Raw genomic sequence first — 25,476 nt, 5'->3', positions numbered from 1 at the left:
TGTTTCAATCCCCTTGTAGTATAGGCTTTTCTTGAGCAATATTTTCAACCACATCAAAATGTATCTTCAAATAAACTTTACCATTGTCTATGCGTTGGTGCAAAACTTTTTCCCCTAAAATTCTACCTTCTGGAGCAATAGTATTAGTCATTTCCAATCTAGCTCTTTTTTTACCTAATGCAATCGCATCTGCATGATTTCGAGTATAGGTTACTTGTCTTACAGACCAATAAACATCGCGTACTAAACCGATTGGTATCTGATATTTTCCAATACGAAGCGCCGATATTCTTCTCATTAATTCCGATTTTGCATAAGGTTTAGGCGTAGAAAATGGATTAGATAAGACAAATGGCCCTACAAATGGCCATGTATAACGTGTTTTCTCTCCAGTGTATTCGTTTTGTACATACTTCAGTGGTACAACTACCTCTGATTCATACCAAACCTCACCTAAAACAATTCCTTGAGCCCCGACAATTGGCCCCTTATTTGGAGATGTTGCTTCTCCATAAGTACCTGAAACCAACAATTGCCCTTTTTTTACGGCATCATGTACTTTGACCACCGGATTCCCATGGAAAACACGTACATCCATAATGAAGGCATTTTTCTTAGAAATCAAGTCTACAGGCCTGCGAATTAGTTTCTTTTCCCCAATCGAATCTACCCGTTTTTTTTCTGCTACTGTAACAATGATGCGAGTCCCTTCTATACGCACTCCAATCCAAGAAGCATTTGGAATTCGTTTTAGAAGTTTCCTTTGCAGTTGATCTGTATTAGGAAGTCCTACTTTAAGCTGTCCTGGATAAATTCCTTCCTTTTGTAAAATAGACAAAACATGTTTATCTGGTAATTGCTCATTTCCTTCCACATCTACATACCAAATAAACGAAGAAAAGAAAAATAACAAAAATAAAAAAATGGAAAAACCAATGACAAAAAATTTACGCTTCTTTATCTTTTTGAACATGAAAAAAGGACCTGATTTCTTCACCATTTTTCCAGCTACCCGATACTGTTTCATATACTTCCAAACCTGCATGATATCTGATAGGAAAACGGTAATGCGCACTTTTTCTTTACTCACCCACTGTACATTCTTAAGGACAATCTTAGCTTGTACGATTTGATCCAATAAGTTTGAAATATTTTGTCCCACACATTCAATGGTTACTGTACCACCTCTCACATGCCTTCTCCCCTATTCGTTATTCTTCATATGTACTGCAGAAATTTTTCCAGTAAGTAAAATTCTGTCTGGGTAAATAGCTTCCATCACAAGGGAGTTTCCTTCCACAGTAAGATAACCTGTAGCTGTTTTTAACGTGAGTAAGTCTGGGTTAAATTGATGGACGCCTATAAAATTTTCAATTTGTAACTGTTGTCCGATCCATTCTACGCGAGGGAGAGTCCCAACTACTTCAGGGGGTAAATCAAACCAATTGGAAGCTAGTTGTGTAAGTCGTTTCATCGTTTTCCTCCCTCCATCTCCTTGTTAAGAATATGCACGAAACAGAGAGAGTAGAAGAAAAAAAAACGACTCCGAGAATGGAGTCGCTGGTTCCTATACTATTTGGTTTGTTGCTGTTCAGCCTGAGCAATAAGACGTTTCGTAATTTCTCCACCTACTGATCCATTTGAACGAGCAGTTGTATCTTTTCCAAGGGTCACACCAAACTCACTAGCTATTTCTTCTTTAAATTGGTTTAATACTGCTGCTGCACCTGGTACTAATAATTTATTTGTGCTTCTTGGCATTTGGTTCTGCACCTCCTTGTCTACCCTTTAGTATGGGAAGGAGGTTCTATCTTTACTTGTAATACATCTTACCAATGATGGCAAAATTGGCCTAATGCCTAAGTCTTCGACGAATAAATCGACGAATAACAAAAAATAATACAATCAAGACAATGATCACGATCACAATAAAGATGATACCTGCGATAATAACCCCACCAACGAAAGAACCTAACTTACTGAAGATGCTCTTTTTCTTTTTCGTCTTGTAATAAGAATAACCACTTGATTTATAAGATGGTGAATAGTAGCTAGAATGCGAGTCGGTATGGTAACTGGAATGTGATCTTATTTTTGCATAACTTACTTCCGAATGAGCAGTAGCAAATACTACGGACAAGAGCAACATGGAGAGAAAAATAGCTGTTAATCGTTTCAAATAATTACCTCCATTAATATATAATAGTTTATTTTATAAATAACTATTACTCATTGGCAAGTAGAATTATCTTTCGTGTACCTGTGATCGGACCCTATCCAGGCATTAACCTAATTTACAGCTCGACGTAAAAAGGTGGAATAACTAAGTTTTGCAATGATTAAACCCACAAACCCAATAGAAAGCAATACTGCAAATGTTGGCCATATATCACTTATTTTCGCTCCATGAACCATAACTTCTTGTAAGCCGTGTTGTGCCCAATATTGAGGAGTCATTTTTCCAAACGCTTGTACATAAGAGGGAAGCATATCAAATGGAAACCATAGACCTCCTAACATAGAACCGCCTAACGTAAATAACTGGGTGATTCCTTTTGAAGCCTGATCAGACCGAATTAACATGGAAACCGCTATACCGATACTTGCTCCACATATACTCAGGGATATTACAATAAACAAAACAAGCAAAAAGTTGCCGAAAACTAAGCCATAGACAAAATGACCAAATAGAAGCAACACTAAACATTGAAACATGACCATAAATACATTTGGTAACCACATGCCTAATAAATATTGCCAAGAGCTGATGGATGTACCTTGTAAACGAGAAACCATGCCCGAATCTCGCTCTGTTGTAAATCTTGTTACCATCGTCATGATGATAAAGAAGGAAAACATAATCATATAACCTGGAACAATTTGGGTAATTCCATTAATCTTACTCGATGTTTCATTAATTGTTGTGATGGTTATAGGAGCTTTCATCGTACCTGCTACTTCAGATTCAGTCTGGCCCTTACTCAATAAACTCGCTTTGATTTTTTGTTCTCGGTATTGATCACTCAAACCGTTTAGTACAGCATCCACTGCTGCTGCAGCTTGATTTACATTCCCATCTCGATACAATTGAACCTGAGATGCACTAGTTCCGAATTGTTTTTCAAATCCTTTAGGGATTACCACGAGAGAAGAAATGTTTCCTTTTTTTAACTGGTTTACTTGATTATCGAAAGACGAGCTGCTTACTAGTTTCACATCTATTTCTTTTATTCCATCCAACTGTTTTATAAATGCCCGGGAGAAAGTAGATTGGTCTCGATCTATAAGTTGAACCGTTACTTTTGAGTCCGTATTGGAGAACATAAGATTCATAACTACGATAAAAAAAATCGGCATAGCAAACAACCAAATAAAGTTTCCTTTTCGCTTTAAAAATATTTTCAACTCTTTTTTTAATACTGTACCCATTTTTAGCTCTCCCCCTTATACATCTCTGAGACTTACACCAGTTAATTTCAAGAATACATCTTCCAATGACGGGTGTAATATTTCTAATTTTTTGACATCTAATTTTTGAATTGCTGCTATTTCTGTTAAATATTGAATTGTTGGAAGCAGTTCTTCTGTTTCAATTACCCAGCCATTTCCTTTTTCTATTACATTTGTTGCTGTAGGTACTTTTGGTTGTTCACATATCTGGGCAGATTCAATATAGACGGATGGCTTTGTATGCTTTGTTAGAAGTTCATCTAGTTCCCCCATAGCAATGACATTTCCATTATCAACAATCGCGATCTCATCGCACAATGCCTCGACTTCTTCCATGTAGTGTGTAGAGTAAATAATGGTCATTCCTTGTTTGTGAAGCGTGCGAATCAATTCAAAAATAAGGTTACGGGATTGAGGATCAATCCCCACAGTTGGTTCATCTAAAATTAATAAATCAGGTTTATGCAGCAATGCTACAGCAATATTGATCCGACGTTTCATTCCTCCAGAATACGTACGAACTTCGTCTTTGCCACGATCAGATAAACCTGTTTTAGTCAGTACATCTTGAATCCGATCTTGCAGTTCTTTTCCTTTCACCCCAGCCAGTTCACCAAAAAAACGTAGATTATCGATTGCTGACAACTCTTCATATAGGGTAATAGATTGTGGAACATAGCCTATTTTTTGTTGGATCTTTACTATGTTCTCTTTCATATCAAGTCCCATTACTTTTATTTGACCAGAATCAGGCTGAATAATGCCGGAAATAAGTTTCATCATCGTCGATTTCCCTGCACCATTGGGACCAAGCAATCCAAAGCATGATCCCTTTCTGACAGAGATGTCTAATTGATTCACTGCGATGCGTTTGCCATAACTTTTTTTCACTTTATGAAATTCAAGCATATTCGTCATACTATCTCCTCCTCGATACCTGTTTAGACCAGTTTTCTTTCCAAAAGAACAGACATGAAAACAATTAGAATATAGGTGATGATCCAACATGGCAACCATGCAATAAAGGAAACCCCTGGAAATGCTGCATATTGATGTTTTATGAAATGGAATATCACTTCTGCATAAGACGAGATTACAAGCGCCCAAACTACCCAAAATCCGATCCAAAATAGAGAGACCAAATAACGATATTCAGTCAGAGCCAGTATTCCAATAAACATGCCTAATGCAATAACAAGCGGACCAATGACAATCATGATTAAACCAACATTTGCGCCAGTTAATAAAAAGTTTCCTATATCATGCAGTTGCAACTTTGGATCGATTAGTAAAGCATAAAAAAAACCAACTAATCCTAAGACAAAAATGATAAGGTAGGTCAATATCGATCTCCACATTGCAGCAAGAAATTTGGCCCAAATCAGTGTCTGACGCCTGAAAGGCAATGATAACCACCAGCCAACGGTGTTACAGCGCTGCTCTCGTTTGATTATTGCTCGTGAGATGCCGATTAAAGCAAAAGGTAAACCATACAACACATTCCAAATTTGGGTTGGATCTAACTCTCCAGCAAGTGCAAGTTTGGTTATAAACACGAAAGCTATAACCAAGAAGACGACTAAATAAATATACTTAATATATCTTTTGTGACTCGAATTTTTATCTTTCTCCGAACTCCTATGTTTCAACTCATGTTTGACTAGATTCCAAAACAAATTTTATCCCTCCTATCGATATAGCTCCCGGTAGATACTCTGAAGAGAACCTTGCTGTCCTCGCAATTCTTCCACATCTCCACTGAGAATGACTTTTCCCTCTTTAAAAAAGACAACATAATCGAACAATCCCTCTGTTTCCGCTATTTCATGCGTACTGATTAAAATCGTTTGCTCTCGTTCACTTGCTAAATCGATGATGGTTTCCATTATTTGTTCTTTTGCAATCATGTCAATTCCAGCAAAAGGTTCATCTAATATAACCAAAGGAACCTCTCTAGCCATACATAAAATTAACATCAGTTTTGCTTCTTGTCCTTTAGACATGCTCGCTGTCATCATAGAAGCATCTAATTTCATTCTGTCTGCTAGATCATAAGCCTTATCTTCTTGAAAACCAGGTAAAAAGTTTTTCCCATATTCGATTGTCTTTTCTACACTGTAATCGAGATACCAACGTGCACGATCTGGTAAATAGGCAATTTGATGATTCAATTCCCAGCTTGGTTTTTGCCCGAGTACATGAATCTCACCTGTGTTGCTTTTGATTTGCCCTACAAGTAATCGAAAAAAAGTAGATTTCCCTGCACCATTGGGTCCTAATACTCCTATAATGCGATTTTCTGGGATTTTAACTTCCGCTTCTTGCAATGCGAAGTTTTTCTCAAACTGTTTACTCAGCCCTTTACACTCAATTGCATTCATTTGTTTACTCCCTTCGCATGGGTGATCCAATGAATCATGTCTTTTTCGGTATATCCTAAACTTTTCATTTTATCCACAAACTCTAAACAATAGCGTTCTGCTAATTCTGACTTAAACGATGCGATACTGTCTTTAGATGTAGTAATAAATGTTCCTTGCCCGCGACGTTTTTCTGTCAATCCATCTCTCTCCAATTCTTGATATGCTCGCATAACTGTATTTGGATTCACCTTTAAACTGATCGCTAACTCACGTACAGATGGTATCTTCTCTCCCAAACCGATCTCCCCTCTTGCTACAGAACTTCTAATCTGATCTAAGATTTGTTCGTATAAGGGTTGGCTAAGATCGATTTGAAAAACAAAAGAGCCAACCTTTCTTTCTTCCATGTATGCTCCTCCCTTTCAGGAGTATTTTCTCTTATAAGTGTATTATAACAACTAATACACTTAATGCAAGTGTATTTATCATAAAATAAAAAAACAGTTAGGAATGATTTTCCCAACTGCCCCCACCTATTATTTTTCGATGATATGAACCAAGCCTTGACCACCATCAACGATTACTCGATCTCCCGTCCTTAAACGAGTAGTAGCATTTCCACATCCTACAACCGCTGGTATTCCTAATTCTCTAGCAACAATAGCAGCATGGGATAATGGTGCTCCTACATCCGTAATAATAGCCGCTGCCTTTGGAAATAACGGTGTCCAACCTACATTCGTACTAGAGGCTACCAAAATCTCGCCTACTTTCAATTCCTTTCCTTGATCCGGGCTTCTCAAAACGCGAACAATTCCCTCTATTCTCCCAGCAGCACCTGCAAATCCTTTTAACTCTTCTGTATCGGTTTCTGTATATGGGATGGTTGGATCGTAAATATCTCCTCTCCTTTTAGGGTCATTAACCCATGTAAAGGGATCAAATCGCCCGCGTATAATAGCTGGAAAAGGAGGCAAAGACTTAAACTTAGCGTAAGTCTCTTTTCTTTTTGGGATAAACTTTGTTATATTTTCTTCGCCAGACAGCAATCCTTCTATTTCTGGAAGATAAAGAAAAAATATATCTTCTTTGATCCCTGTTACTTCACCGGCTTGAAGCATAAAGGTTCGTAAAACACGATGTACGCGAACAAACTCAGAACGAACTGTTTCTCTCAGCTGTGCACCTTCTGCCGCCAAATTTAGCTGTTCCTTCAGCCATCGCTTTTTAAGAGGATACTTTTGCTCAAATCGAACAAATGCCGCCTTACTCCTGGCTTCTTGGGTGGTCAATAATTCCATCACGTTTATATTGGACTGATGAAAGTCTTTTATTTGTCCCTCTAACCAGTCGCTATTTTCTGCTGGGTCAGCAATGGACAGTTCAAACTCATATGGACTTCGATGCCCATACTGAAAAGCATATTCTTCTTTACTCATTTCACCAGCTAATACTTTGGATATCCCGAGTATTGGTCCAAGACTTGCTAATTCGCCTTTTCCTCTTAAATTCGAAAGCAGAGCATTTGCATCTTCTTCTCCGACCATTTTTGCCAACTTCTTCTTTAATCTCATCGCTAAAACTGCTTTTGTTCCACCAGACAAAAGTGTCAACCACGCTTTACGATGATAAGGATGCAGCTCATCGTCCCAAATATTTTTCAACTCAGCAGTCGTCGTTGCTGCTAAAATTTGTTTTTTCATATTTTGACACCACTGTGGGGTATCTGAAATTTGTTTCTTTATGGATTTTGAGGCAATCTGAACTTCTTTGAGATAGTGTTTTACTTTTGGCACCATCAATTTTAATAACTCCCACCGAGTAAATGGGTAAATTGGCAGTTCCATCTCTTGTGGAATATTTCCAAATACATCTCCAATGAGAGAAAGCGCGAATTTAGGATTGATTCCGAATGCGGAGAAAACAGATAACCTCCTACTAATATTGGTATATATTCTGCCGCATATATTACCTGACATAAGGTAGTACCCTGGAACGACACTGATTTCCTTATCTAAATATTGCAATATCGACCATGTAAAAGGAGTAACAACATCTGGAACTGCTTCCCCTACATTAGCATTGGTCCAGAGGTAGTCTCCTGATAACGAATAATTTATATCATAAGAATCTAAATTCCCTTTGGATAGTGTAGTGATTGGTCGAGCTTGTAAAATATATAATTTTTCATTTGCAACTGCCCATTCCAAATCTTGTGGTAAACCAAATTGTTTTTCCAACTTCACCGCCAAATCATATAGTTGCGATGCGTATTTTTTCATTTCATTTGGGCCATTATATTTTTTTCGAATACGAGTTAATTCAAACGTATAAGCATCCGTTTCTCCGGAAACCAGCTGTTCTCCTAAACCATAAACAAAATTTCCGATCATGCTGGCACTACTTCCTGTTACTGGATCAGCTGTAAACAAGACTCCGGATATCTGGGACGGAACCATAACTTGAATGACAACCGCGATCTGATGATATTCTCCCATTCCTTTTATGGAACTATAAGTCTTCACTCTTTCATGATGAACGGAATGAATTACAGTTTGAACTGCTTCCTTTATCTCTTCATCTGTAGATTGATTTAATACAGTGTCAAACTCCCCAGCAAATGATGCCTCCGATGAATCTTCACTTAAAGCAGAAGAACGAACAGCAAATTTAGCTTGCGGATATCTGTTTCGAATTTTGTTTAAATGGGTGACTACCTCTGTCCAAACATCGTCGTCTAAGTTGTCTGATCCAGTAGCTGTTGATAAAATGACAAATCCATCTGGAACAGGGTAACCATCCTGGCGCATCTTTGCCAGCATCATCCCTTTTCCACCTGCAAAAGAGAAATCAGCGGAAGTTAAATCTGCAAAAGTTTTCACATGACGACTCATGTCAAACATCTCCTGTTTTTCTAGTTGTATAGTGTTTTTCTGAGTATCTCCAGATACCCATCCAATTCTTGTAACGTTTTGCCATTGCGTAGTTCTTCGGCTTTTATATGATTTTCCTGGGCCTGTACCTTATTCGATATACCTTCAATCGTCCAAATTATGATATCCAATACTTTAGAAGGATCAATGTCAGAACGAAATAAAGACTCATCGACGGAAGTGAACATTTTAAGATAACTATCTCGAATAATTTCTTGGTTGAGAGAATTAAGCTTATCTTTTATTTCAGTCGCTTCTTCTACATTTGCTGCTATGAGAAAATCAAATATTACAGGGTATTTGTTCATCAATCGGAGTTTAATCAAAAACATTTCTCGAAATCTCAGTAAAATGTCTTTTTGGTCAAAATCAATTTGGCCAAAAAAATCTTCCAAGATCACATCTACACAATAATCGTACAGGTAAAAATACAAACCTTGTTTATTGGAGAAATAATGGAACAATAATCCCTTTGATATACCTGCTGTTTCCACAATTTGATTGGTAGATGCTGCTTTATAACCTTTAAGAGCAAATTCTTTCATTGCTGCATTTAATATTTGTTGTTGTTTTGTGTGATCCAAGGCAAGAAATTTAGAGGCCATAGGAATTTCTTCCTCTCTTTTACATTTGACCAATGTGGTCAATTATATTTTAAAGTTGTTGACCATATTGGTCAACAGGAAAGGTTATAAATATTTGCTCATCTTGAGCTATGCCAACAACGATTTATCTTTTTAAAGCGTTCAGTTCTTATCAAATGGTGAATGCTTGGAAACAGAAAAAGCCAGTTCCACTAAGGAATCTGGCTTTTTCATCATTAAAACTGAATTTCTAACTGACACGCAACGTTTTACCCGTTTCTACCAAACTTTTCATCATAGAAAGTCCGATCGGCCAAAAACTCTTACTTCCTTCATAGGAAGGATCGTTTGGTTTCCATTGGTCATGAACCAATGTCAATTTTACTACTTCTCCGACTTTCTCTAATTGATAAGTTATTCTTGACTCATATTTCTCCGTATCTGGATTATATGCTTTTCCAGTATAGTGGGTAAAACTTAGTTTTTTTGTTGGTTCATAAGCCAAGATATTACCATACACATGCACAGTTCGATCACCATCAGCTCCAGGGCCAACATAAGCTAGCGAATCTCCTACTTGAAAGGTGGATTCGATCACACTGCCGTAGTAGATTTCTTTTACAAACTTAGGATCAACCAATACGCTCCACACTTGCTCCAATGTACCATCAATATAGATCTCATACTTTAAGTCCAATGAAAAAACCCCTTTACTCTGTCAATAATTAAACAATAGCAATCCATCACTGACAATGTGTGTCAGTAAACATGAAAAAAGTTTTTACCATTGAAATAATAAAAAATCCACCAATACCTTTATTGATGGATGAATTGATTAAATCTATGAAAAATAACTTATTTACGGGATCTGGATTGAGGAGACTCAATCCAGACAGTAGACGCGAAGATACAAATAACAAAACTCCACATCCACTTGTATGCTCAAGAAGCATGGCGAACCAGCATCCGAATGGTCACAGCGATGCCATAAACCACTCCGATGACGATGAACACCATTCCGATGAACACACCCAAGACCATGAGAGCACCGAAGGTGAAGAACACTCCCCTCATAATCCAGCTCATCGCGCGGAAGATCGCAATGATGATGCACACGATGCCCACTGCGGCGGCGAAATAGATGGGGAAGTTCTCCTTCCATTCCGTGAGAACCGCGAGGACGAATACAAAACCGGCGACGCGATAGATGTTCTTCACGAAAGCTCCTAAATTTGACTTTTAATTGAAAAGCACTATTTCAGGGACAGCATCCACTATTTGCGGGAGTCACCCATTACCATTTTTAGATTAACATATTTCAGATTTATAAGATAGTTTATAAGACCTTTCAACATAAAAAAGATCCCCTTTAAGAGGATCTGAATTTTATCTTGGATATTTTCGTTTGTATGGTTTGATTGCTTTTGGTGAATCTAAAATCTCTTTGAGTAAAAACGCCTTTTGCAATGGTCTTAGTTTCTTTTGTTTCGCCATTGGTAATGGCAAAACAGTATTTAATTCAGCATGTTCCCTATCTGATGGGATCATGGATTTCTTGGAGGAGAAAAAGTCAGACTTGTTATCCATCATACTCTCTTTTTGAGCAAAGCCTTGATTTGGATCTGTACTCGGTTTCTTATTCTTATTTTTCTGCTTCGATTTTTTTTGCTTCTTTTGCTCCCCCACCGGTTGTTTGCTACTTTTGGTGCAGCATAGACGGCCAATACCCCACAATATGAGAAAAGCGATGCCAAAAGGGATGAGCGTTTTAATTAATTCTAAGATGGCAACCATATCATCCCTCCCGTTCCTTCCCTTTATATAGGATTCTAATGTGGGATTTCGCTGAGAGATTACTCTGTATCATCTTCGCCCGTATCCCCTATGGTACGACGCATCTTAGTATCGGCATCTATGTTTTGAAGTTGGTAGTAGTCAAGCACTCCCATCTTCCCAGAACGCAATGCTTCTGCAAGTGCTTTTGGCACTTCTGCTTCTGATTCTACAACTTTGGCACGCATCTCTACTACATGTGCACGCATTTCTTGTTCTTGGGCTACAGCCATTGCACGACGTTCTTCTGCTTTTGCTTGAGCAATTCGTTTATCTGCTTCGGCTTGATCTGTTTGTAGTTCTGCGCCAATATTTTTACCGATATCGATATCTGCGATATCAATCGAGAGGATTTCGAAAGCGGTTCCAGCATCGAGACCTTTTGAAAGAACCGTGTTGGAGATACTGTCTGGATTCTCAAGTACTGCTTTGTGACTGGTGGAAGAACCAATTGTGGTAACAATACCTTCCCCTACACGAGCTATAATCGTTTCTTCCCCTGCACCACCAACAAGACGTTCAATATTAGCTCGAACAGTTACCCGAGCAATAACTTTTAATTCAATCCCATCTTTGGCCACAGCAGAAACGACTGGGGTTTCAATGACACGAGGGTTTACGCTCATTTGGACAGCTTGTAATACATCTCGTCCAGCTAAATCAATCGCTGCTGCACGTTCAAATACCAAATCAATATCAGCACGGTGTGCAGCAATAAGAGCATCTACTACTCTGTCTACATTACCACCAGCTAAAAAGTGAGTTTCCAACTGTTGAATGTTTACACCAAGACCAGCTTTATGTGCTTTGATCAACGGATTGACAATCCGAGCAGGAGTGATACGGCGCAAACGCATACCGATCAGTGTGGTCAAACCGACATAGACTCCGGATGCCATCGCACTAATCCAAAGCATAACCGGAACAAACGAAAATAAGATAGACAAAACAATAATCGCTAAAACAACTATAACAATAGGACCTAACAAGCTAGTATCATCCACTAAAATTCTCCTAACATGATGTGATATGGATATACCCCTAATAATAACCTAATTATTCTATCTCTTCATCCACTTTTTTTACAACAACTCGAGTTCCTTCTACATTTGTGACAATAATAGTCGCATCTTTTGGTATAAGATCGCCCTCACTTACCACATCTTCTTTTCGACCGTCAATCATGGCCCACCCAGCCGGCCTCAATGCGGATAGTGCTGTACCTTTTTTTCCTATCAAATGTTTACGATTTTTGGAAGAAGTATAACCTTCTTCATTATTTTGCTGACTCGAAAGAATAATTTTGCGCCATGTAGTACGAAACCCAAAAAATTTGTAAAGAATCCAAATTAACAAGACAGTAGCAACAACCCCGATAGCCAGAGCACTAAGTCCTACTGCCAAACTTTTTGCTGCTGCTACTACGGAATAAAAGAGAGCGACAGTACCTAATGTTCCGAAAATACCTCCGGGTACAAACATCTCAATAATGAGTAATATTAATCCAACTATGAATATAACAGGCGCACTCCATTCAGCTATTCCTGCTGCAAATTGACCATAAAAGTACAATACAAAGGCTCCAATGCCGATTGCACCGGGAATAATATGTCCAGGAGCTAGTAATTCTACAAAAATGCCCGCTAAGCCAATTGTTAAAAGAATAGCCATGATAGCAGGATGTGTTACGATATCCCAGCTAGTCGAAGCTACAAGCATAGTGGTTCCAAGGGTCATAACTTCTATCCCCTTTCTTGATGTTGAAAAAAAGACAGCGCAAAAAACACGCTGTCATCCGAGTAACTGCTGGACCAACTGATTTACCTTCTTGCCGTCTGCACGCCCTTTTGTAAGCGGCACAACAACACTCATCACTTTGCCCATTTCTTTTTTCGAAGAAGCACCTGTATCAGCAATTGCCTTTTTCACAATTTCAAGAAGTTCTTCTTCGGTTAATTGTGCAGGAAGATACGCAGACAAAATTTCGATCTCACGTTTTTCCTTTGCAGCAAGATCTTCACGACCTGCTTTTTCATATTCTTGCAGAGAGTCCTTGCGTTGCTTGATCTCGCGTACAAGTACCTCTAATACTTGATCATCACTTAGTTCGCCTCGATTATCGATCTCCACCTTTTTAATGGAGGAACGAACCATGCGAATGGTAGACAATGTTTCTTTGTCTTTTTGTTTCATCGCAGCTTTCATATCTTGATCCAACTGCTGGATTAAGCTCACAGATCGGACACCTCTTATCTACGCTTTTTATTGCGTGCTGCTGCTTCCGCTTTCTTTTTCCGTTTCACACTGGGTTTGTCATAACGCTCGCGCTTTCTAGCCTCCGATAAAACCCCATCTTTTGAGATGGAACGTTTGAAACGACGTAAAGCAGTATCGAGTGATTCATTTTTTCTCACACGTGTTTCAACCATGCTTCTCCCTCCCTCCAAGGGCAAACAAAAGCCACTAGAGTAAGCAGATAGCGGCCTGATCCAATATAAAGGAGGTCAGCATCCACGACACCTGCAATAACCTTGTAAAATTTTGAACACAAAAGGTCATTTTCCATTATAAATCATCAAATAAGGCGATGTCAAAGCTTCTTAACCTGGAGGCCAAGTCAGTTGACGTCCACCTATCAGATGAAAATGAATATGAGGAACGGTTTGCTGCCCAAACTCTCCTATGTTGTTAACGACACGAAAGCCTTCTTTATCCATACCTAATTGTCCAGCTATTTTTTGGATACTGAGTATTAAGTTACCCATAAGTCCCTTATCTTCTTCTTTTACATCCATCATCGAAGATATATGCTTCTTTGGAATAAGTAAGACATGAGCAGGTGCAGCGGGCTGAATATCATAAAAGGCATACAAATCTTCATCTTCATATACTTTTTCTGAAGGGATTTCTCCCGCTACAATTTTACAAAAAATACAGTCCATTGTAACCTCCACTATTCACCTTTACATCTTATCAGCATACACTATAACACGATTTTAACAAAGGGGAGAGTTCATTTTGGCGAAAAAATATACTGTTAGTGAAGCCGCATTACGGAAATTAGTCAAACAATTAGTGACAGAGGAAGTAGAAAAAAAGTGGAATCAACCTAACGGACCTTTTATCGATGAGTTTCAAGAAGACCCTTGGTTTTATCTAGGAGAACCAACACCAGCAGGTGACCAAAAAAATACCCGCTCTAAACAACAAGAGCCATCCGAACATCCAGAATGGCAAAATCCATTTTATCCTGAGTTTGATGAGATAGATTCCCCCCCTTTTTTAAACAGGCAGCCCAAAAAGAGATAACTCCTCTTTTCTAGTGATTCCTAATTAGGAATCGCTTTTTTATTTAGAAAGCATGTGCATGTCCTCTTCCCCATATGATGTAAGGAGGAGGAAGATTTATGACGGCTATTTTACTTCCCTTTTGCGGGGGACTTGTCATCTTTTTATTCGGAATGAAAATGATGCGAAGTGGTCTTGAAAGCCTGGCAGAAAAGCATCTCCAAAATATTTTGTTACGCTTTACTAAAACACCTTGGCGAGGAATGGTGTGTGGAACAATCTTGACCGCATTACTGCAAAGCAGTACAGCAGTGACAGTTTTCACTATCGGTTTAGTCGATACAGGATTGCTTACTTTTGCTCAATCATTAGGCATTATTCTTGGTACCAACATCGGAACCACTGTTACGACGCAACTACTTGCCTTAAAATTAGATGATTTCGCCTGGCCATTAGTGGCGATCGGACTTATTTTAATTTTCATTAAACAAAGAACCGGACCCATATGGTTTGGTCTTGGGCTTATTTTTGCCGGGGTAAAATATATGCAAGGTGTTGCTACTCCTTTAGAGCAAGCTGGTTATATCGATTGGCTGATGTCAGGTACAGATCATCCCATTTTAATGGGATTTCTCACAGGAATGGTGATCACTGCACTCATTCACAGCAGCAGTGCGATGGTAGCCATTGCGATGGGCTTTTACGCTTCTTCGGTCATTACGCTTCCATTTGCAATTGCTGTCGTAATCGGAAGCAATGTGGGAACATGTGCGACTGGTTTGATCGCAGCACTACAAACCAAACCCTCCGCCAAAAGAGTTGCGATTGCACACCTTGTTCTAAATGTAGGAGGAGCACTCTTATTCCTCCCACTCATCCCACTTCTCCTTGATGTAGTCTCTCAATTTTCGGGCGATCCTTCGATTCAAGTTGCACATACGCAGACAATTTATAACATTGTATGTTCTCTGTTGGTACTCCCTGTATGTGCTGGATTTGCTAAGTTGGTGGAATGGATGGTACCAGAGAGGCTTCATGAATAAGACAAATATTAAATATAATTTTCTTTTGTTATGTATTGAATTGCCTTTTCCAAGATAGATTGGTTGTTATCATAACCGTTTGCTTTATGAAGTTCTCTTGCTTCTTCAATTGAATACCAAACCACTTCGTTTATTTCTTCTAATTGAGGACTAACGCTATCTTCATCTGTTTGAACTACATAATAGGTTACTTCTTTTTCTACTTCTCCATGCTCTGGATGTGTAAAAATGTAGGAAATGGTGTCTATTTTCGTGACAATTTTCCCGACAACTCCTGTTTCCTCTTCAATCTCGCGAATAGCGGTCTGTTCGATCGTCTCCCCTGCTTCTTGATGTCCTTTTGGTAAAGTAATCTTGCCAAAGCGGTCTTGGATGAGTAAGAGTTGAATTTCATCCATTACTTTCCTAAAGACTACACCACCTGCCGATATTTCTTTTCGCATATTAAGTCCTCCTATTTTCTTGTGATGCAGGTACCATTACCTATCTCGTAGTGCTTTCAAAGCTTTTTCGTAGCGTTGAAAAACACCTTTAGTAATGTTTAGAAATTCCTCATCAATCCCGCTGTCTTCCTGTAATTCAATGATTACTTTTTTACCATTGATAAAAAGCTCTATTACTTTCATTTGTAATCATCTCCATTGTAAACCAATAAATGGCCCAACATTAAAATCAACTATCAGATCGTATATATTGACGATTGCATAATAATATTAATATACTAAAATTAATCTGTAAAAGCAGTCCTGTCGAGTCCCTAGGAGGACACCATGACCGCCCAGACCAAGCTCCCGGCTGTGTTGGATGTCAACCAAAAGGTGGAGAACAACGGCTCCATCGTGACCACCGTCATCTACGGCGAGGTCACCACCGGCGTCACCACCGTCACGGTGACAAGGCGGGATGGCAAGACCTACATCCCGAACATCAATGGCGAGTCCGTCTGGACCACCGACGACATCGAGGTGAATGAGTACTACGACGGGAAGCACGTGATGATCCCCAGCGCCTGGGGAAACGCGTGGATTCCGCTCTGGTATTTCTACATCGCCACCCGTGAGGACCTGGACGACCCTTACTTCTGGTGAACCAACTTCGGGAGTTGGCGACGTTCTGACAGTCGTTAGTACGCCGCCGCCCGAACATAATGAATGTGTGATAGATACGAATTTTATGAAGCCCCACTAGGTATCCCTAGTGGGGCTTCATTTAAATAAAATGACTCTTCGTTTTAGGAGCATAATTGTTTCTCATCCAACACCCGAACAAAAGAACCTCTATTCATTTCTGCCCCTACTTCATCCAATTTCACCCGGCATACTTTCCCAATCATGTCCTCTGTTGCAGGGAATGCCACAGGAAGATAGTTATCCGTATAACCCGTATACAAACCGCTATCTGGCTCTTCTTTGTAGACTCTTTCTGGAATAACTTCTAACACTTCTCCAACATATTTACTGGCATAAGTAGTAGTGAGTTTATTAGACAAAGCAATGAGTCGACTGACGCGTTCGTTTTTCACTTCATCCGCTACTTGATCCGGCATTCTTGCAGCAGGAGTTCCGGTGCGTTTGGAATATGGGAATACATGCATTTGGTACATACCGAGTTCTTCTACAAACCGATAACCGTTTAAAAATTGTTCTTCGGTTTCTCCTGGGAATCCTACGATCATATCGGTGGTGATCGCTACCCCAGGGAGAGCATCATGCAATTTTAAGATGGTTTCCCGATATTCTTCAACGGTGTATTTGCGCCGCATTCTTTTTAATACTTCATTGTCCCCTGCTTGAAGTGGGATATGAAGATGACGGCACATTTTATCCGATGAATTTAATACATCAATCAGACGATCATCTACTTGGCTCGCTTCAATGGAACTGATGCGAATCCGGTGTAAATCTGGAATTTTATCAAGATCCACCAAAAGATCGGCTAGCTGATAATTATCCAGATCATCCCCGTATCCACCTGTGTGAATTCCTGTGAGAACAATTTCTTTATACCCAGCAGCAACCAATTGGCGCGCCTGAGTCAATACATTTTCCGGCTTACGACTGCGAGAAAGTCCTTTTGCCCATGGAATAATGCAGAAGGTGCAGAAGTTATTGCAGCCTTCTTGAATTTTTAGAGAAGCACGGGTACGATCTGCAAATGCAGGAACATCTAGTTCTTCATATTCACGCTGTTTCATGATGTTGCCTACGGCATTAATTGGCTGGCGTTCTCTGCGGTATTGTTCCACATATTCGATGAGTTTGTCTCTACCTTGTGTTCCTACCACAATATCTACACCAGGAATTGCTGCAACTTCACTTGGAGACGTTTGTGCGTAACATCCGGTAACGGCAATAACGGCATCTGGGTTTTTTCGAATCGCTCTACGGATCACTTGACGACTTTTTTTATCCCCTGTGTTGGTAACCGTACATGTATTGATCAGATAAACATCCGCTTTGGTATCAAACTCTACTCTTTCATATCCTGCTTTTTGAAACAGTTGCCACATCGCTTCTGTTTCATATGCATTTACTTTGCATCCCAAAGTATGAAATGCGATTTTACTCATTTTTGGTCACCCCCTAATTCGTTTTGCAAAAACATGAGGCAGCTCAACAAACTAATTGCTGCTGTTTCTGTGCGTAAGATGCGATTCCCTAAAGTGATCGGTTTTGCACCATGTTCGACAGCTTCCCCTATCTCTTGCTCCGAAAAGCCACCTTCTGGTCCAATGATCATCAAAATAGACTTACTCTCTTGTATAAAAGGTACCGTTTGAAGGGCTAGTCCACCCTTTTCATAGGCGATTATCGCTACATCATAATTTGGAATCTCCGACAAAAGTGCTTTCCAATTCAATGGAAGTTCAACAGATGGAATAATCCCGCGATGAGATTGCTCTGCTGCCTCTTTCACAATCTTAGCCCAGCGATCACGTTTTTTTGGTACTTTGTTTCCTTCTAATTTTACAATGGTTCGAGAAGAGGAAAAAGGCAGAAATGCAGTTGCACCTAATTCTGTACCTTTTTGCAAAATCCATTCGAACTTCTCACCCTTCGGCAGTCCTTGTGCAAGGGTTACTTGGACGCTAGGTTCCCCTATAGATGGAGAGCTTTCTATCACATGGCAATTCACTGCTGATGAGCTGATAGACTCAATTTCCACCAAATAATCCATTCCCATCATACAGCAAATAAATGTATCCCCGATCTGACTACGCAACACGGTACGAATGTGATGGACATCATCACCTGTTATATGAATTACATCCCCGATCAACTGATCAGGTGTAATAAAGTATCTTTGCATGAAAAAACCCTCACCAGTTTACCATTTTTTCGGTAGATAAGATAGTGTAAAATTTTATCTTATCTACAAAGCGAGACTAGGAGCATAGCGACATAGCGAGACTTGTGCCATAATCTGAGGTGCACAAGTGCAGCTAAGACTCTGTCTTCGCCTAAAAGGCAAGACACATCGTCAAGCTTTCTTCGCGGCTACAGCTACCCAGTCTTCTTCGGTAATGATTTCTAATACTGATAAACCAACAGACTGTAAACCTTTCACGATGTCCTCTTGTTTACTCTCTATAATTCCTGAACCAATAAAAATCCCTCCTGGTTCTAGGACTCTTGGTAGATCATACATCATTTGCTGTAAGATTTCAGCTAGTATATTAGCAACAATCACTTGTGCTGTCGTTCCCACACCTTGCAGAAGATTCCCTGCCTTCACTACTATCCGTTTGGTATCATTTTGCTCACAATTTTCTTGTGCATTTTTCACTGCAACAGGATCTAAATCTAGGGCTAAAACCTCGCTAGCACCTAACTTTTCAGCTGCAATGCTGAGTATCCCGCTTCCACATCCTACGTCAATGACTTTTTGACCTAAATGAAGATATTTTTCCATCAACTGCAATGTCAATCTCGTAGTTGGATGTGTTCCTGTTCCAAATGCCATACCCGGGTCTAAATAAATGGGTAATTCATCTGAATGGATTTTGTACTCCTCCCATACTGGCACGATAACCAATCGATCAGACACTCGCGTCGGTTTGTAGTAAGCTTTCCATGCATTTGCCCAATCTTCATCATCTACCCACTTTGTTTCAATTTTACTTTCTCCAACGCGTAAGCCGTATTCTTTTAATTCACATAAACATTCCTTCATTTGAGAGACAAGCTGATCTGTATTCCTTACTTCTGCAAAATAAGACTTAACAATTACCCCTGAATCAGGGTAATCCGCAGGATTTAAAGCGATGATTTCACCATATTCTCCCGGCTGTGTTTGAGCGATGGTTGACGATTCTTCAATGGAAACTCCTCCAGCACCCATATCCTGTAATCTTTCTGTCAATGCTTCAACTGACTCTTCCTCTGTATATATTGCTAGTTCTAACCACTTCATCGGAACATCCTCCTAAAAACATCCTGCAAAAATGAAGTAAAAAGAAAACGGGCATTCAATCGCCCGTTACTCTCCTTTAAATGCTTTTTTCATTTTCGTAAAGAAATTATCACTCTGTTCGTGTATATATTCTCCAGAAAGTCGATTAAAATCGCGAAGCAGTTGCTTTTGTTCTTCTGTTAATTTCACAGGAGTGACTAGCTTTACTTGTACACGTAGATCACCTTCATATCCACGTGCACGCGGCACCCCTTTACCTCTTAGACGGAATTCTGTTCCTGTCTGAGTTCCAGCTGGAATTTTCAGTTTAGCCCTACCATCTAAAGTTGGTACAACAATCTCATCTCCAAGGGCAGCTTGCACAAAACTCAAAGGAATCTGGCAGGTTAAATCATAGCCATCTCTTGCAAAAAAGTCATGCTTTCTAACAAAAACAGTAACATATAAGTCCCCAGGTGGCCCACCATTAACTCCAGGATTTCCTTCCCCTGTAATACGAATTTGTTCTCCATCATAGATGCCTGCTGGGATGGTAACAGGAATCTTAAATTTCTTCTTGGTCTGTCCAGTACCGGCGCAATTTACACATTTATCGCGAATTACTTTTCCTTTACCACGGCACTGCCCGCAATCATGGCGGTTTACAATGCGTCCAAAAGGAGTATTTTGAATGGATTCTACATGCCCTTTTCCTTGGCAAGTTGAACATACTTCTGGTTTGCTTCCTGCTTTCGCTCCAGATCCATGACAAATATCACATTCTGCCGCTTTCACCATAATGATATCTTTTTGAGCACCAAAAATAGCATCTTTGAACTCAATATGCATTCTAGCTTCTAAATCAGTTCCCTGTCTTGGTGCATTTGGGTTTGCACGCCGACCGCCACCAAAGAACATATCAAAAATATCACCAAAACCAAAGTCTTGGCCATTAAAACCAGCTCCACCACCCATACCACTTGGGTCTGCATGACCAAACTGATCATAATGAGCTTTCTTTTGTGGATCGCCTAATACCTCATATGCTTCTTTTACTTCTTTAAATTTGGCTTCGGCATCGGCTTCTTTGTTTACATCAGGATGATATTTGCGAGCAAGCCTTCGATAAGCTTTGCGGATTTCTTCTTCAGTAGATGTTCGAGAAACATCCAACACTTCGTAGTAATCACGTTTGCTCACAAGATCACCTCCTTCTCCCTAAAAATTAAAAAAATATGGAGGAGGCCAGAGTCGGACATCCTTCGACTATGGCCATGAGGATTGTGTGCATTATTTTTCTTCTTTGACTTCTTCAAATTCAGCATCTACTACATTGCTGTCGTTCTTTTTCTCTTCCTCATTTCCTTGAGCAGCTGCTTCTTGTTGCATTTTTTCATACAGTTTGACAGAAAGTTGTTGGACTTTTTGTTCTAAGTCTTCTGTTGCTTTTTTCAAAGCTTCTTCGTCAGTTCCTTCTAAAGCTTTTTGTACTTGTTCTTTTGCTGCATTTGCTGCTTCTACTTCGCTTGCATCTACTTTATCTTCTAATTCTTTTATTGTTTTTTCTGTGGTGAATACAAGTTGTTCAGCTTTATTTCTTAGTTCGACAGATTCCTTTTTACGTTTATCTGCCTCCGCATTTTCTTCTGCATCGCGAATCATCTTCTCAATGTCGCTATCGCTTAATCCACTGGAAGATTGAATAGTAATAGCCTGACTCTTATTAGTCGCTTTATCTTTTGCTGTAACATTTACGATACCATTTACGTCAATATTAAACGTTACCTCAATTTGTGGAATACCGCGAGGTGCCGGTGGAATGTCATGTAATTGGAAACGACCGAGCGTTTTATTGTCGTTTGCCATTGGACGTTCCCCTTGAAGAACATGGATATCTACAGCAGTTTGATTATCAGCAGCGGTTGAAAAAATCTGTGTTCCATCTGTTGGAATAGCAGTGTTACGTTCAATAATTTTGGTAAACACACCACCCATTGTTTCGATACCAAGTGACAGAGGTGTAACGTCAACCAATACTACATCCTTCACATCACCAGTAATGACTCCACCTTGAATTGCTGCACCCATTGCTACTACTTCATCTGGGTTAACACCTTTGGTAGGTTCTTTTCCAGTAAGTCGTTTAATTGCTTCTTGTACAGCTGGAATACGGGTAGAACCACCCACTAATACTACTTTACTAATATCATTAGGCGATAATCCTGCGTCACTCAATGCTTGGCGAGTTGGGATCATGGTACGTTCAATCAGTTTTGCACTCAATTCTTCAAATTTCGCACGAGTTAGTGTTACCTCTAAGTGTTTTGGTCCAAATTGATCCATGGTTAAGAATGGAAGGGAAATGGTGGTATTCAGTACACCAGACAAATCTTTTTTCGCTTTTTCTGCAGCATCTTTGAGACGTTGCAGTGCCATTTTGTCTTGTGATAAATCAATACCATTTTCTCGTTTAAATTCTTGAACCAAATAATCAATGATAACTTGGTCGAAGTCGTCTCCACCCAGGTGGTTATCTCCACTTGTAGAGATAACTTGGAAGAAATTATCTTCTAGTTCCAAAATAGAAACGTCAAAGGTACCACCGCCAAGGTCGAAAACCAAAATCTTTTCTTCGTCTGTTTTTTCTAAACCATAAGCCAATGCAGCAGCTGTTGGTTCATTGATGATACGCGCAACTTCAAGACCAGCAATTTTACCTGCATCTTTTGTAGCTTGACGTTGGCTATCGTTAAAATAAGCAGGAACAGTGATAACTGCTTGAGTTACAGGTTCTCCCAAATAGCTTTCTGCATCTTGTTTTAATTTTTGGAGAATCATTGCAGAAATTTCTTGGGGAGTGTACTCTTTTCCTTCAATTTCCACTTTATAGTCTGTACCAATATGTCTTTTTACTGACATCACTGTATTTTCTGGATTCGTAATAGCTTGACGCTTTGCAGCTTCTCCAACCAATCTTTCGTTTTGTTTAGAAAATCCAACGATGGAAGGAGTTGTTCTGCCTCCTTCAGCATTAGGTATTACTACTGCTTCTGAACCTTCCATGAATGCCACACAAGAGTTTGTTGTTCCTAAGTCAATACCAATAATCTTACCCACTACTTACACCCTCCTAAAAATTAATGCTATGTATATAATAGCTTAGTTGACAGAATAATTTATCTTAATTTAGAGAAGAAATTTGTCCATGTCAACCTCTCACGATTACATTCGCGAGTTTCGTCTACGAAGATTGGCAGCTGGATACCCCTTATTCGTACAGGCGAGCCAACTTCTCCTCTTGCGTAAAAGCCTGTAAGGGCTGGAGCATTACCTTTTTATACCATGGTGATTCATCCCCCAAAAGGTTCTGCCTTACGTACTCACTTTCACCATTGTGGGGCGAATTACCCGATCCCGGAAGCGATAACCAGATTGTAACTCCTCTATCACAATTCCAGACTCATGATCACTTGATTCTACTTGCATAACTGCATTATGTACATGTGGATCAAATGGAACACCTACTGCCTCAACCAAACTTAAACCTGCATCAGACAAAGCCTGGAGCAACTGACGGTATACCATCTCTACTCCATCGAGTAAACCTCTATCCTCAGCCTTTACTTCTGCTGCATCTAAGGCTCTTTCAAAATTGTCTAGGACTGGTAATAAAGACTCTACAAGAGGAACAGAAGCATATTTTACCGCATCTTCTTTTTCTTTACGTGCTCGACGACGAGCGTTCTCTAAGTCAGCAACAGACCTAGCTAATTGATTTTTTGATTCAGCTAACTCACTTTCCAATTGTGCATTTTTCTCTTTCAGCATTGCCAATTCATTTTGCAGTGAATCAAGCTCATCTCGGGAAGGTTTAGAGGCATCTTCATCTACATGTAATACGTTTTCCTCTGCATCTTCAACTTTTTGTTTTTCTTCCATTCCAATCCCTCCTTCTATTCACCGCTTTTCATCTTCACAACGGTATGAATTCTAAGTACAGCTGTAGCAACTTCTCCTGCTGCTTTTAATGCATGATATTTCACAAGCAGTGGGTCAACAACACCCATTTCAATCATATCTGAGATAGTACCACGATCACAGTCAATTCCCAAAGAATCGGAATCACGTTTTACTTGGTAAGCTTTCACCATCTCGATCTTTTCAAGAGGGTTGAATCCAGCATTTGCGACGACTTGTGTCATAGGTCGCTCCAATGCCCCAGCTACCACAGCTACTCCAAATCTTTCCATACCTTGAATACTATCTCGAAAGCGCTCTACATCACGGGCAATGGAAAGTTCCAGTGCACCACCACCAGGTACAAAACCGCCTTTTACAGCAGCCTGCACTGCGGAAGCTGCATCTTTGCATATCCGCTCCCTCTCTTCTACTACCTCATCAGTAGAAGCACTTACTAAAATGGTGGCATATGCTTTTCCTCGTCCTCCACTGATTAACACACGCTCTAAGATTCCGTCGTCTTCGATAATGGAAGCATATCCTAATACCGATTCTAGTTCTTCAATTGGTTTAAATAAAGTACTGCGTTTGATCGGTTTTGATAGTGTATGTTCAGAGACACGCTGAACTTCCTCTTGTGTGAGATCGGAGACAACCATTACACCAGAGTCCGTAAGTATATCTTCTGCTAATGGGTCAATGTTTCCTGTAGTTAAAACTATTCCTACATTCAAATGAACCATATTTTCAATAGCTTTTAAAAATTGTTCACGAAAACGTTCATGTTTTTTAAATCCAGACTCTGTTCGGAGTGCTTCATCATCTACTGTATCAGCATAAAGAGAGTCAGCCAACAATAAAATTCTCGCGTCTACTTTTGCTCGAGGCATTTGTGGATTCAATCGGGAACGATTAATAAAAACACCTGTAAACACAGCACTTTCTGCACGAGGATGGGCAACTACAGAACTAGATAATCGAAAGTTTTTATCTATTAATTTCTCATGCCCGATTAGATGAGCAGCTTCTATTACGGACACCGTAATATCTTCATTTTCTCGACTCGCTGTAAAAGCAATTCGCTGCAGCCACTCATCATCTAGATGTTGAATCTGACGAGCACGATCTTTCATTTTTTTCAAGGCAAAACGAATACCTCGGTTGATACCAGCAATAACCTTTACAACTGGAACCCCTAATGCTACCTGCTTTACACCTTCACTTACAAGTGCCGCTGCGAGTAAGGTGGCTGTTGTTGTCCCATCACCCATTTCGTCTTGTTGAGCACGCGCAACATTTACAATCATATGAGCAGCAGGATGTTCTACTTGCATACGATCTAGTATTGTCACCCCGTCATTGGTAACAATTACTTCTCCTCGTTCCCCAACAAGCATGGTATCTAAACCTTTAGGCCCAAGAGTAGTCTCCACTGCAGATGCAACAGCTTTTACAGCATTTGCATTCGATTGAAGAGCAGATAAGCGTGGATCTACTTTATCTACATCAAAAAATTCACTTTCTGCCATTGAACCTTCTCTTCCTTTCTTTCATGGGGACCGAGGATACATCCTTTATTGTTTCTTGGTGCATATAGTATTCAGGCTACGCTTTAAAGCTCACGTTTTTT

General features: G+C 39.7%; 31 protein-coding genes. 3 read left to right on the top strand and 28 right to left on the bottom strand.

The genetic code is table 11. The annotated features are described in order from the left end of the window. Positions 1-4: 4 nt before the first annotated feature. The 19 genes from yqfD to MK805_RS02605 form a co-directional block, all read right to left on the bottom strand. Positions 5-1,192, bottom strand: coding sequence for a sporulation protein YqfD (yqfD, locus tag MK805_RS02695; RefSeq protein WP_240873657.1), 1,188 nt, complete (start codon positions 1,190-1,192; stop codon positions 5-7). A gap of 12 nt (positions 1,193-1,204) precedes the next feature. Then, the gene (locus MK805_RS02690) at positions 1,205-1,474 is read right to left on the bottom strand and encodes a YabP/YqfC family sporulation protein (protein WP_240873656.1); all 270 of its coding nucleotides are present in this window, start codon (positions 1,472-1,474) and stop codon (positions 1,205-1,207) included. A 98-nt stretch (positions 1,475-1,572) separates the two neighbouring features. Beyond that, positions 1,573-1,761, bottom strand: coding sequence for an alpha/beta-type small acid-soluble spore protein (locus MK805_RS02685; RefSeq protein WP_240873655.1), 189 nt, complete (start codon positions 1,759-1,761; stop codon positions 1,573-1,575). A 91-nt stretch (positions 1,762-1,852) separates the two neighbouring features. Further along, positions 1,853-2,179, bottom strand: coding sequence for a hypothetical protein (locus tag MK805_RS02680; RefSeq protein ID WP_240873654.1), 327 nt, complete (start codon positions 2,177-2,179; stop codon positions 1,853-1,855). A 110-nt stretch (positions 2,180-2,289) separates the two neighbouring features. Then, positions 2,290-3,429 (bottom strand): ABC transporter permease, encoded by a 1,140-nt coding sequence (locus MK805_RS02675; protein ID WP_240873653.1) that lies wholly within the window; start codon positions 3,427-3,429, stop codon positions 2,290-2,292. A 15-nt stretch (positions 3,430-3,444) separates the two neighbouring features. Next, positions 3,445-4,368 (bottom strand): ABC transporter ATP-binding protein, encoded by a 924-nt coding sequence (locus MK805_RS02670; RefSeq protein ID WP_240873652.1) that lies wholly within the window; start codon positions 4,366-4,368, stop codon positions 3,445-3,447. Positions 4,369-4,391: 23 nt separating this feature from the next. After that, positions 4,392-5,126, bottom strand: a complete 735-nt coding sequence (locus MK805_RS02665; protein ID WP_240873651.1) for a hypothetical protein — start codon at positions 5,124-5,126, stop codon at positions 4,392-4,394. Between the two features lie 12 nt (positions 5,127-5,138). Next, positions 5,139-5,831 carry an ATP-binding cassette domain-containing protein gene (locus MK805_RS02660; protein WP_240873650.1) on the bottom strand — a complete coding sequence of 231 codons (693 nt, stop codon included), beginning with the start codon at positions 5,829-5,831 and terminating at the stop codon, positions 5,139-5,141. Further along, the gene (locus MK805_RS02655) at positions 5,828-6,220 is read right to left on the bottom strand and encodes a GntR family transcriptional regulator (protein WP_240873649.1); all 393 of its coding nucleotides are present in this window, start codon (positions 6,218-6,220) and stop codon (positions 5,828-5,830) included. Before MK805_RS02655 ends, MK805_RS02660 begins: the two co-directional genes overlap by 4 nt. A gap of 129 nt (positions 6,221-6,349) precedes the next feature. Beyond that, on the bottom strand, positions 6,350-8,707 hold the full coding sequence (locus MK805_RS02650) for a PEP/pyruvate-binding domain-containing protein (protein ID WP_240873648.1): 2,358 nt from the start codon (positions 8,705-8,707) through the stop codon (positions 6,350-6,352). Positions 8,708-8,727: 20 nt separating this feature from the next. Further along, the gene (locus MK805_RS02645) at positions 8,728-9,351 is read right to left on the bottom strand and encodes a TetR/AcrR family transcriptional regulator (RefSeq protein WP_240873647.1); all 624 of its coding nucleotides are present in this window, start codon (positions 9,349-9,351) and stop codon (positions 8,728-8,730) included. 229 nt (positions 9,352-9,580) lie between these two features. Next, positions 9,581-10,027, bottom strand: coding sequence for an SRPBCC domain-containing protein (locus tag MK805_RS02640; RefSeq protein WP_240873646.1), 447 nt, complete (start codon positions 10,025-10,027; stop codon positions 9,581-9,583). Positions 10,028-10,272: 245 nt separating this feature from the next. Further along, positions 10,273-10,548 carry a hypothetical protein gene (locus tag MK805_RS02635; protein ID WP_240873645.1) on the bottom strand — a complete coding sequence of 92 codons (276 nt, stop codon included), beginning with the start codon at positions 10,546-10,548 and terminating at the stop codon, positions 10,273-10,275. Positions 10,549-10,716: 168 nt separating this feature from the next. Then, the gene (locus MK805_RS02630) at positions 10,717-11,124 is read right to left on the bottom strand and encodes a hypothetical protein (RefSeq protein ID WP_240873644.1); all 408 of its coding nucleotides are present in this window, start codon (positions 11,122-11,124) and stop codon (positions 10,717-10,719) included. A gap of 59 nt (positions 11,125-11,183) precedes the next feature. Then, positions 11,184-12,167, bottom strand: a complete 984-nt coding sequence (floA, locus tag MK805_RS02625) for a flotillin-like protein FloA (RefSeq protein WP_240873643.1) — start codon at positions 12,165-12,167, stop codon at positions 11,184-11,186. 52 nt (positions 12,168-12,219) lie between these two features. Next, the gene (locus MK805_RS02620; RefSeq protein WP_240873642.1) at positions 12,220-12,900 is read right to left on the bottom strand and encodes an NfeD family protein; all 681 of its coding nucleotides are present in this window, start codon (positions 12,898-12,900) and stop codon (positions 12,220-12,222) included. Positions 12,901-12,954: 54 nt separating this feature from the next. After that, positions 12,955-13,398 (bottom strand): GatB/YqeY domain-containing protein, encoded by a 444-nt coding sequence (locus MK805_RS02615; RefSeq protein WP_240873641.1) that lies wholly within the window; start codon positions 13,396-13,398, stop codon positions 12,955-12,957. A 14-nt stretch (positions 13,399-13,412) separates the two neighbouring features. Then, positions 13,413-13,592: a 30S ribosomal protein S21 gene (gene rpsU / locus MK805_RS02610; RefSeq protein WP_240873640.1), complete on the bottom strand. Its 180-nt coding sequence runs from the start codon at positions 13,590-13,592 to the stop codon at positions 13,413-13,415. 171 nt (positions 13,593-13,763) lie between these two features. Continuing rightward, complete coding sequence (locus tag MK805_RS02605) at positions 13,764-14,105, bottom strand: histidine triad nucleotide-binding protein (protein ID WP_240873639.1); 342 nt, start codon at positions 14,103-14,105, stop codon at positions 13,764-13,766. A 76-nt stretch (positions 14,106-14,181) separates the two neighbouring features. On the opposite strand from MK805_RS02605, the gene MK805_RS02600 reads away from it, so the two are divergent. Next, complete coding sequence (locus MK805_RS02600; protein ID WP_240873638.1) at positions 14,182-14,472, top strand: hypothetical protein; 291 nt, start codon at positions 14,182-14,184, stop codon at positions 14,470-14,472. Between the two features lie 98 nt (positions 14,473-14,570). Then, a complete protein-coding gene (locus MK805_RS02595) occupies positions 14,571-15,494 on the top strand; it encodes a Na/Pi cotransporter family protein (RefSeq protein ID WP_240873637.1) in 924 nt (307 codons plus the stop codon). 8 nt (positions 15,495-15,502) lie between these two features. Here the strand turns inward: MK805_RS02595 and MK805_RS02590 are convergent, their stop codons facing one another. Both MK805_RS02590 and MK805_RS02585 read right to left on the bottom strand, forming a co-directional pair. Beyond that, the gene (locus MK805_RS02590; RefSeq protein ID WP_240873636.1) at positions 15,503-15,937 is read right to left on the bottom strand and encodes an NUDIX hydrolase; all 435 of its coding nucleotides are present in this window, start codon (positions 15,935-15,937) and stop codon (positions 15,503-15,505) included. Between the two features lie 36 nt (positions 15,938-15,973). After that, positions 15,974-16,120 carry a hypothetical protein gene (locus MK805_RS02585; RefSeq protein WP_240873635.1) on the bottom strand — a complete coding sequence of 49 codons (147 nt, stop codon included), beginning with the start codon at positions 16,118-16,120 and terminating at the stop codon, positions 15,974-15,976. A gap of 144 nt (positions 16,121-16,264) precedes the next feature. Here MK805_RS02585 and MK805_RS02580 point away from each other — a divergent pair, with 144 nt between their 5' ends. Next, a complete protein-coding gene (locus MK805_RS02580; protein ID WP_240873634.1) occupies positions 16,265-16,582 on the top strand; it encodes a hypothetical protein in 318 nt (105 codons plus the stop codon). 143 nt (positions 16,583-16,725) lie between these two features. On the opposite strand, the gene mtaB is transcribed toward MK805_RS02580, so the two are convergent. From mtaB to MK805_RS02545, 7 genes are all read right to left on the bottom strand, one after another. Continuing rightward, the gene (gene mtaB / locus MK805_RS02575; protein WP_240873633.1) at positions 16,726-18,063 is read right to left on the bottom strand and encodes a tRNA (N(6)-L-threonylcarbamoyladenosine(37)-C(2))-methylthiotransferase MtaB; all 1,338 of its coding nucleotides are present in this window, start codon (positions 18,061-18,063) and stop codon (positions 16,726-16,728) included. Next, the gene (locus MK805_RS02570; RefSeq protein WP_240873632.1) at positions 18,060-18,803 is read right to left on the bottom strand and encodes an RsmE family RNA methyltransferase; all 744 of its coding nucleotides are present in this window, start codon (positions 18,801-18,803) and stop codon (positions 18,060-18,062) included. The genes mtaB and MK805_RS02570 overlap by 4 nt, the downstream gene beginning before the upstream one ends. A 171-nt stretch (positions 18,804-18,974) precedes the next feature. Next, entirely contained in the window at positions 18,975-19,907 is a 933-nt protein-coding gene (gene prmA / locus MK805_RS02565) for a 50S ribosomal protein L11 methyltransferase (RefSeq protein ID WP_240873631.1), read from the bottom strand. Between the two features lie 66 nt (positions 19,908-19,973). Beyond that, positions 19,974-21,086 carry a molecular chaperone DnaJ gene (dnaJ, locus tag MK805_RS02560; protein WP_240873630.1) on the bottom strand — a complete coding sequence of 371 codons (1,113 nt, stop codon included), beginning with the start codon at positions 21,084-21,086 and terminating at the stop codon, positions 19,974-19,976. A 90-nt stretch (positions 21,087-21,176) separates the two neighbouring features. Then, on the bottom strand, positions 21,177-23,003 hold the full coding sequence (dnaK, locus tag MK805_RS02555; protein ID WP_240873629.1) for a molecular chaperone DnaK: 1,827 nt from the start codon (positions 23,001-23,003) through the stop codon (positions 21,177-21,179). Between the two features lie 255 nt (positions 23,004-23,258). Next, positions 23,259-23,825: a nucleotide exchange factor GrpE gene (grpE, locus tag MK805_RS02550; protein ID WP_240873628.1), complete on the bottom strand. Its 567-nt coding sequence runs from the start codon at positions 23,823-23,825 to the stop codon at positions 23,259-23,261. A 14-nt stretch (positions 23,826-23,839) separates the two neighbouring features. Continuing rightward, the gene (locus MK805_RS02545) at positions 23,840-25,375 is read right to left on the bottom strand and encodes a TCP-1/cpn60 chaperonin family protein (RefSeq protein WP_240873627.1); all 1,536 of its coding nucleotides are present in this window, start codon (positions 25,373-25,375) and stop codon (positions 23,840-23,842) included. Between the last annotated feature and the right edge of the window lie 101 nt (positions 25,376-25,476).

Source organism: Shimazuella soli, from assembly GCF_022511585.1.
Lineage (GTDB): Bacteria > Bacillota > Bacilli > Thermoactinomycetales > Thermoactinomycetaceae > Shimazuella > Shimazuella soli.
This window is presented reverse-complemented; position numbering and strand designations above follow the sequence as displayed.

What these genes read in the sequence shown, in the direction of transcription:
- MK805_RS02645 (WP_240873647.1), bottom strand. Translation starts at nt 9,351, where the DNA reads ATGGCCTCTAAATTTCTTGCCTTGGATCACACAAAACAACAACAAATA.
- MK805_RS02570 (WP_240873632.1), bottom strand. Translation starts at nt 18,803, where the DNA reads ATGCAAAGATACTTTATTACACCTGATCAGTTGATCGGGGATGTAATT.
- grpE (WP_240873628.1), bottom strand. Translation starts at nt 23,825, where the DNA reads ATGGAAGAAAAACAAAAAGTTGAAGATGCAGAGGAAAACGTATTACAT.
- MK805_RS02655 (WP_240873649.1), bottom strand. Translation starts at nt 6,220, where the DNA reads ATGGAAGAAAGAAAGGTTGGCTCTTTTGTTTTTCAAATCGATCTTAGC.
- prmA (WP_240873631.1), bottom strand. Translation starts at nt 19,907, where the DNA reads ATGAAGTGGTTAGAACTAGCAATATATACAGAGGAAGAGTCAGTTGAA.
- MK805_RS02545 (WP_240873627.1), bottom strand. Translation starts at nt 25,375, where the DNA reads ATGGCAGAAAGTGAATTTTTTGATGTAGATAAAGTAGATCCACGCTTA.
- MK805_RS02660 (WP_240873650.1), bottom strand. Translation starts at nt 5,831, where the DNA reads ATGAATGCAATTGAGTGTAAAGGGCTGAGTAAACAGTTTGAGAAAAAC.
- MK805_RS02685 (WP_240873655.1), bottom strand. Translation starts at nt 1,761, where the DNA reads ATGCCAAGAAGCACAAATAAATTATTAGTACCAGGTGCAGCAGCAGTA.
- MK805_RS02690 (WP_240873656.1), bottom strand. Translation starts at nt 1,474, where the DNA reads ATGAAACGACTTACACAACTAGCTTCCAATTGGTTTGATTTACCCCCT.
- MK805_RS02585 (WP_240873635.1), bottom strand. Translation starts at nt 16,120, where the DNA reads ATGAAAGTAATAGAGCTTTTTATCAATGGTAAAAAAGTAATCATTGAA.
- MK805_RS02675 (WP_240873653.1), bottom strand. Translation starts at nt 3,429, where the DNA reads ATGGGTACAGTATTAAAAAAAGAGTTGAAAATATTTTTAAAGCGAAAA.
- MK805_RS02590 (WP_240873636.1), bottom strand. Translation starts at nt 15,937, where the DNA reads ATGCGAAAAGAAATATCGGCAGGTGGTGTAGTCTTTAGGAAAGTAATG.
- MK805_RS02630 (WP_240873644.1), bottom strand. Translation starts at nt 11,124, where the DNA reads ATGGTTGCCATCTTAGAATTAATTAAAACGCTCATCCCTTTTGGCATC.
- rpsU (WP_240873640.1), bottom strand. Translation starts at nt 13,592, where the DNA reads ATGGTTGAAACACGTGTGAGAAAAAATGAATCACTCGATACTGCTTTA.
- MK805_RS02650 (WP_240873648.1), bottom strand. Translation starts at nt 8,707, where the DNA reads ATGAGTCGTCATGTGAAAACTTTTGCAGATTTAACTTCCGCTGATTTC.
- mtaB (WP_240873633.1), bottom strand. Translation starts at nt 18,063, where the DNA reads ATGAGTAAAATCGCATTTCATACTTTGGGATGCAAAGTAAATGCATAT.
- MK805_RS02620 (WP_240873642.1), bottom strand. Translation starts at nt 12,900, where the DNA reads ATGACCCTTGGAACCACTATGCTTGTAGCTTCGACTAGCTGGGATATC.
- MK805_RS02595 (WP_240873637.1), top strand. Translation starts at nt 14,571, where the DNA reads ATGACGGCTATTTTACTTCCCTTTTGCGGGGGACTTGTCATCTTTTTA.
- MK805_RS02580 (WP_240873634.1), top strand. Translation starts at nt 16,265, where the DNA reads ATGACCGCCCAGACCAAGCTCCCGGCTGTGTTGGATGTCAACCAAAAG.
- MK805_RS02670 (WP_240873652.1), bottom strand. Translation starts at nt 4,368, where the DNA reads ATGACGAATATGCTTGAATTTCATAAAGTGAAAAAAAGTTATGGCAAA.
- MK805_RS02605 (WP_240873639.1), bottom strand. Translation starts at nt 14,105, where the DNA reads ATGGACTGTATTTTTTGTAAAATTGTAGCGGGAGAAATCCCTTCAGAA.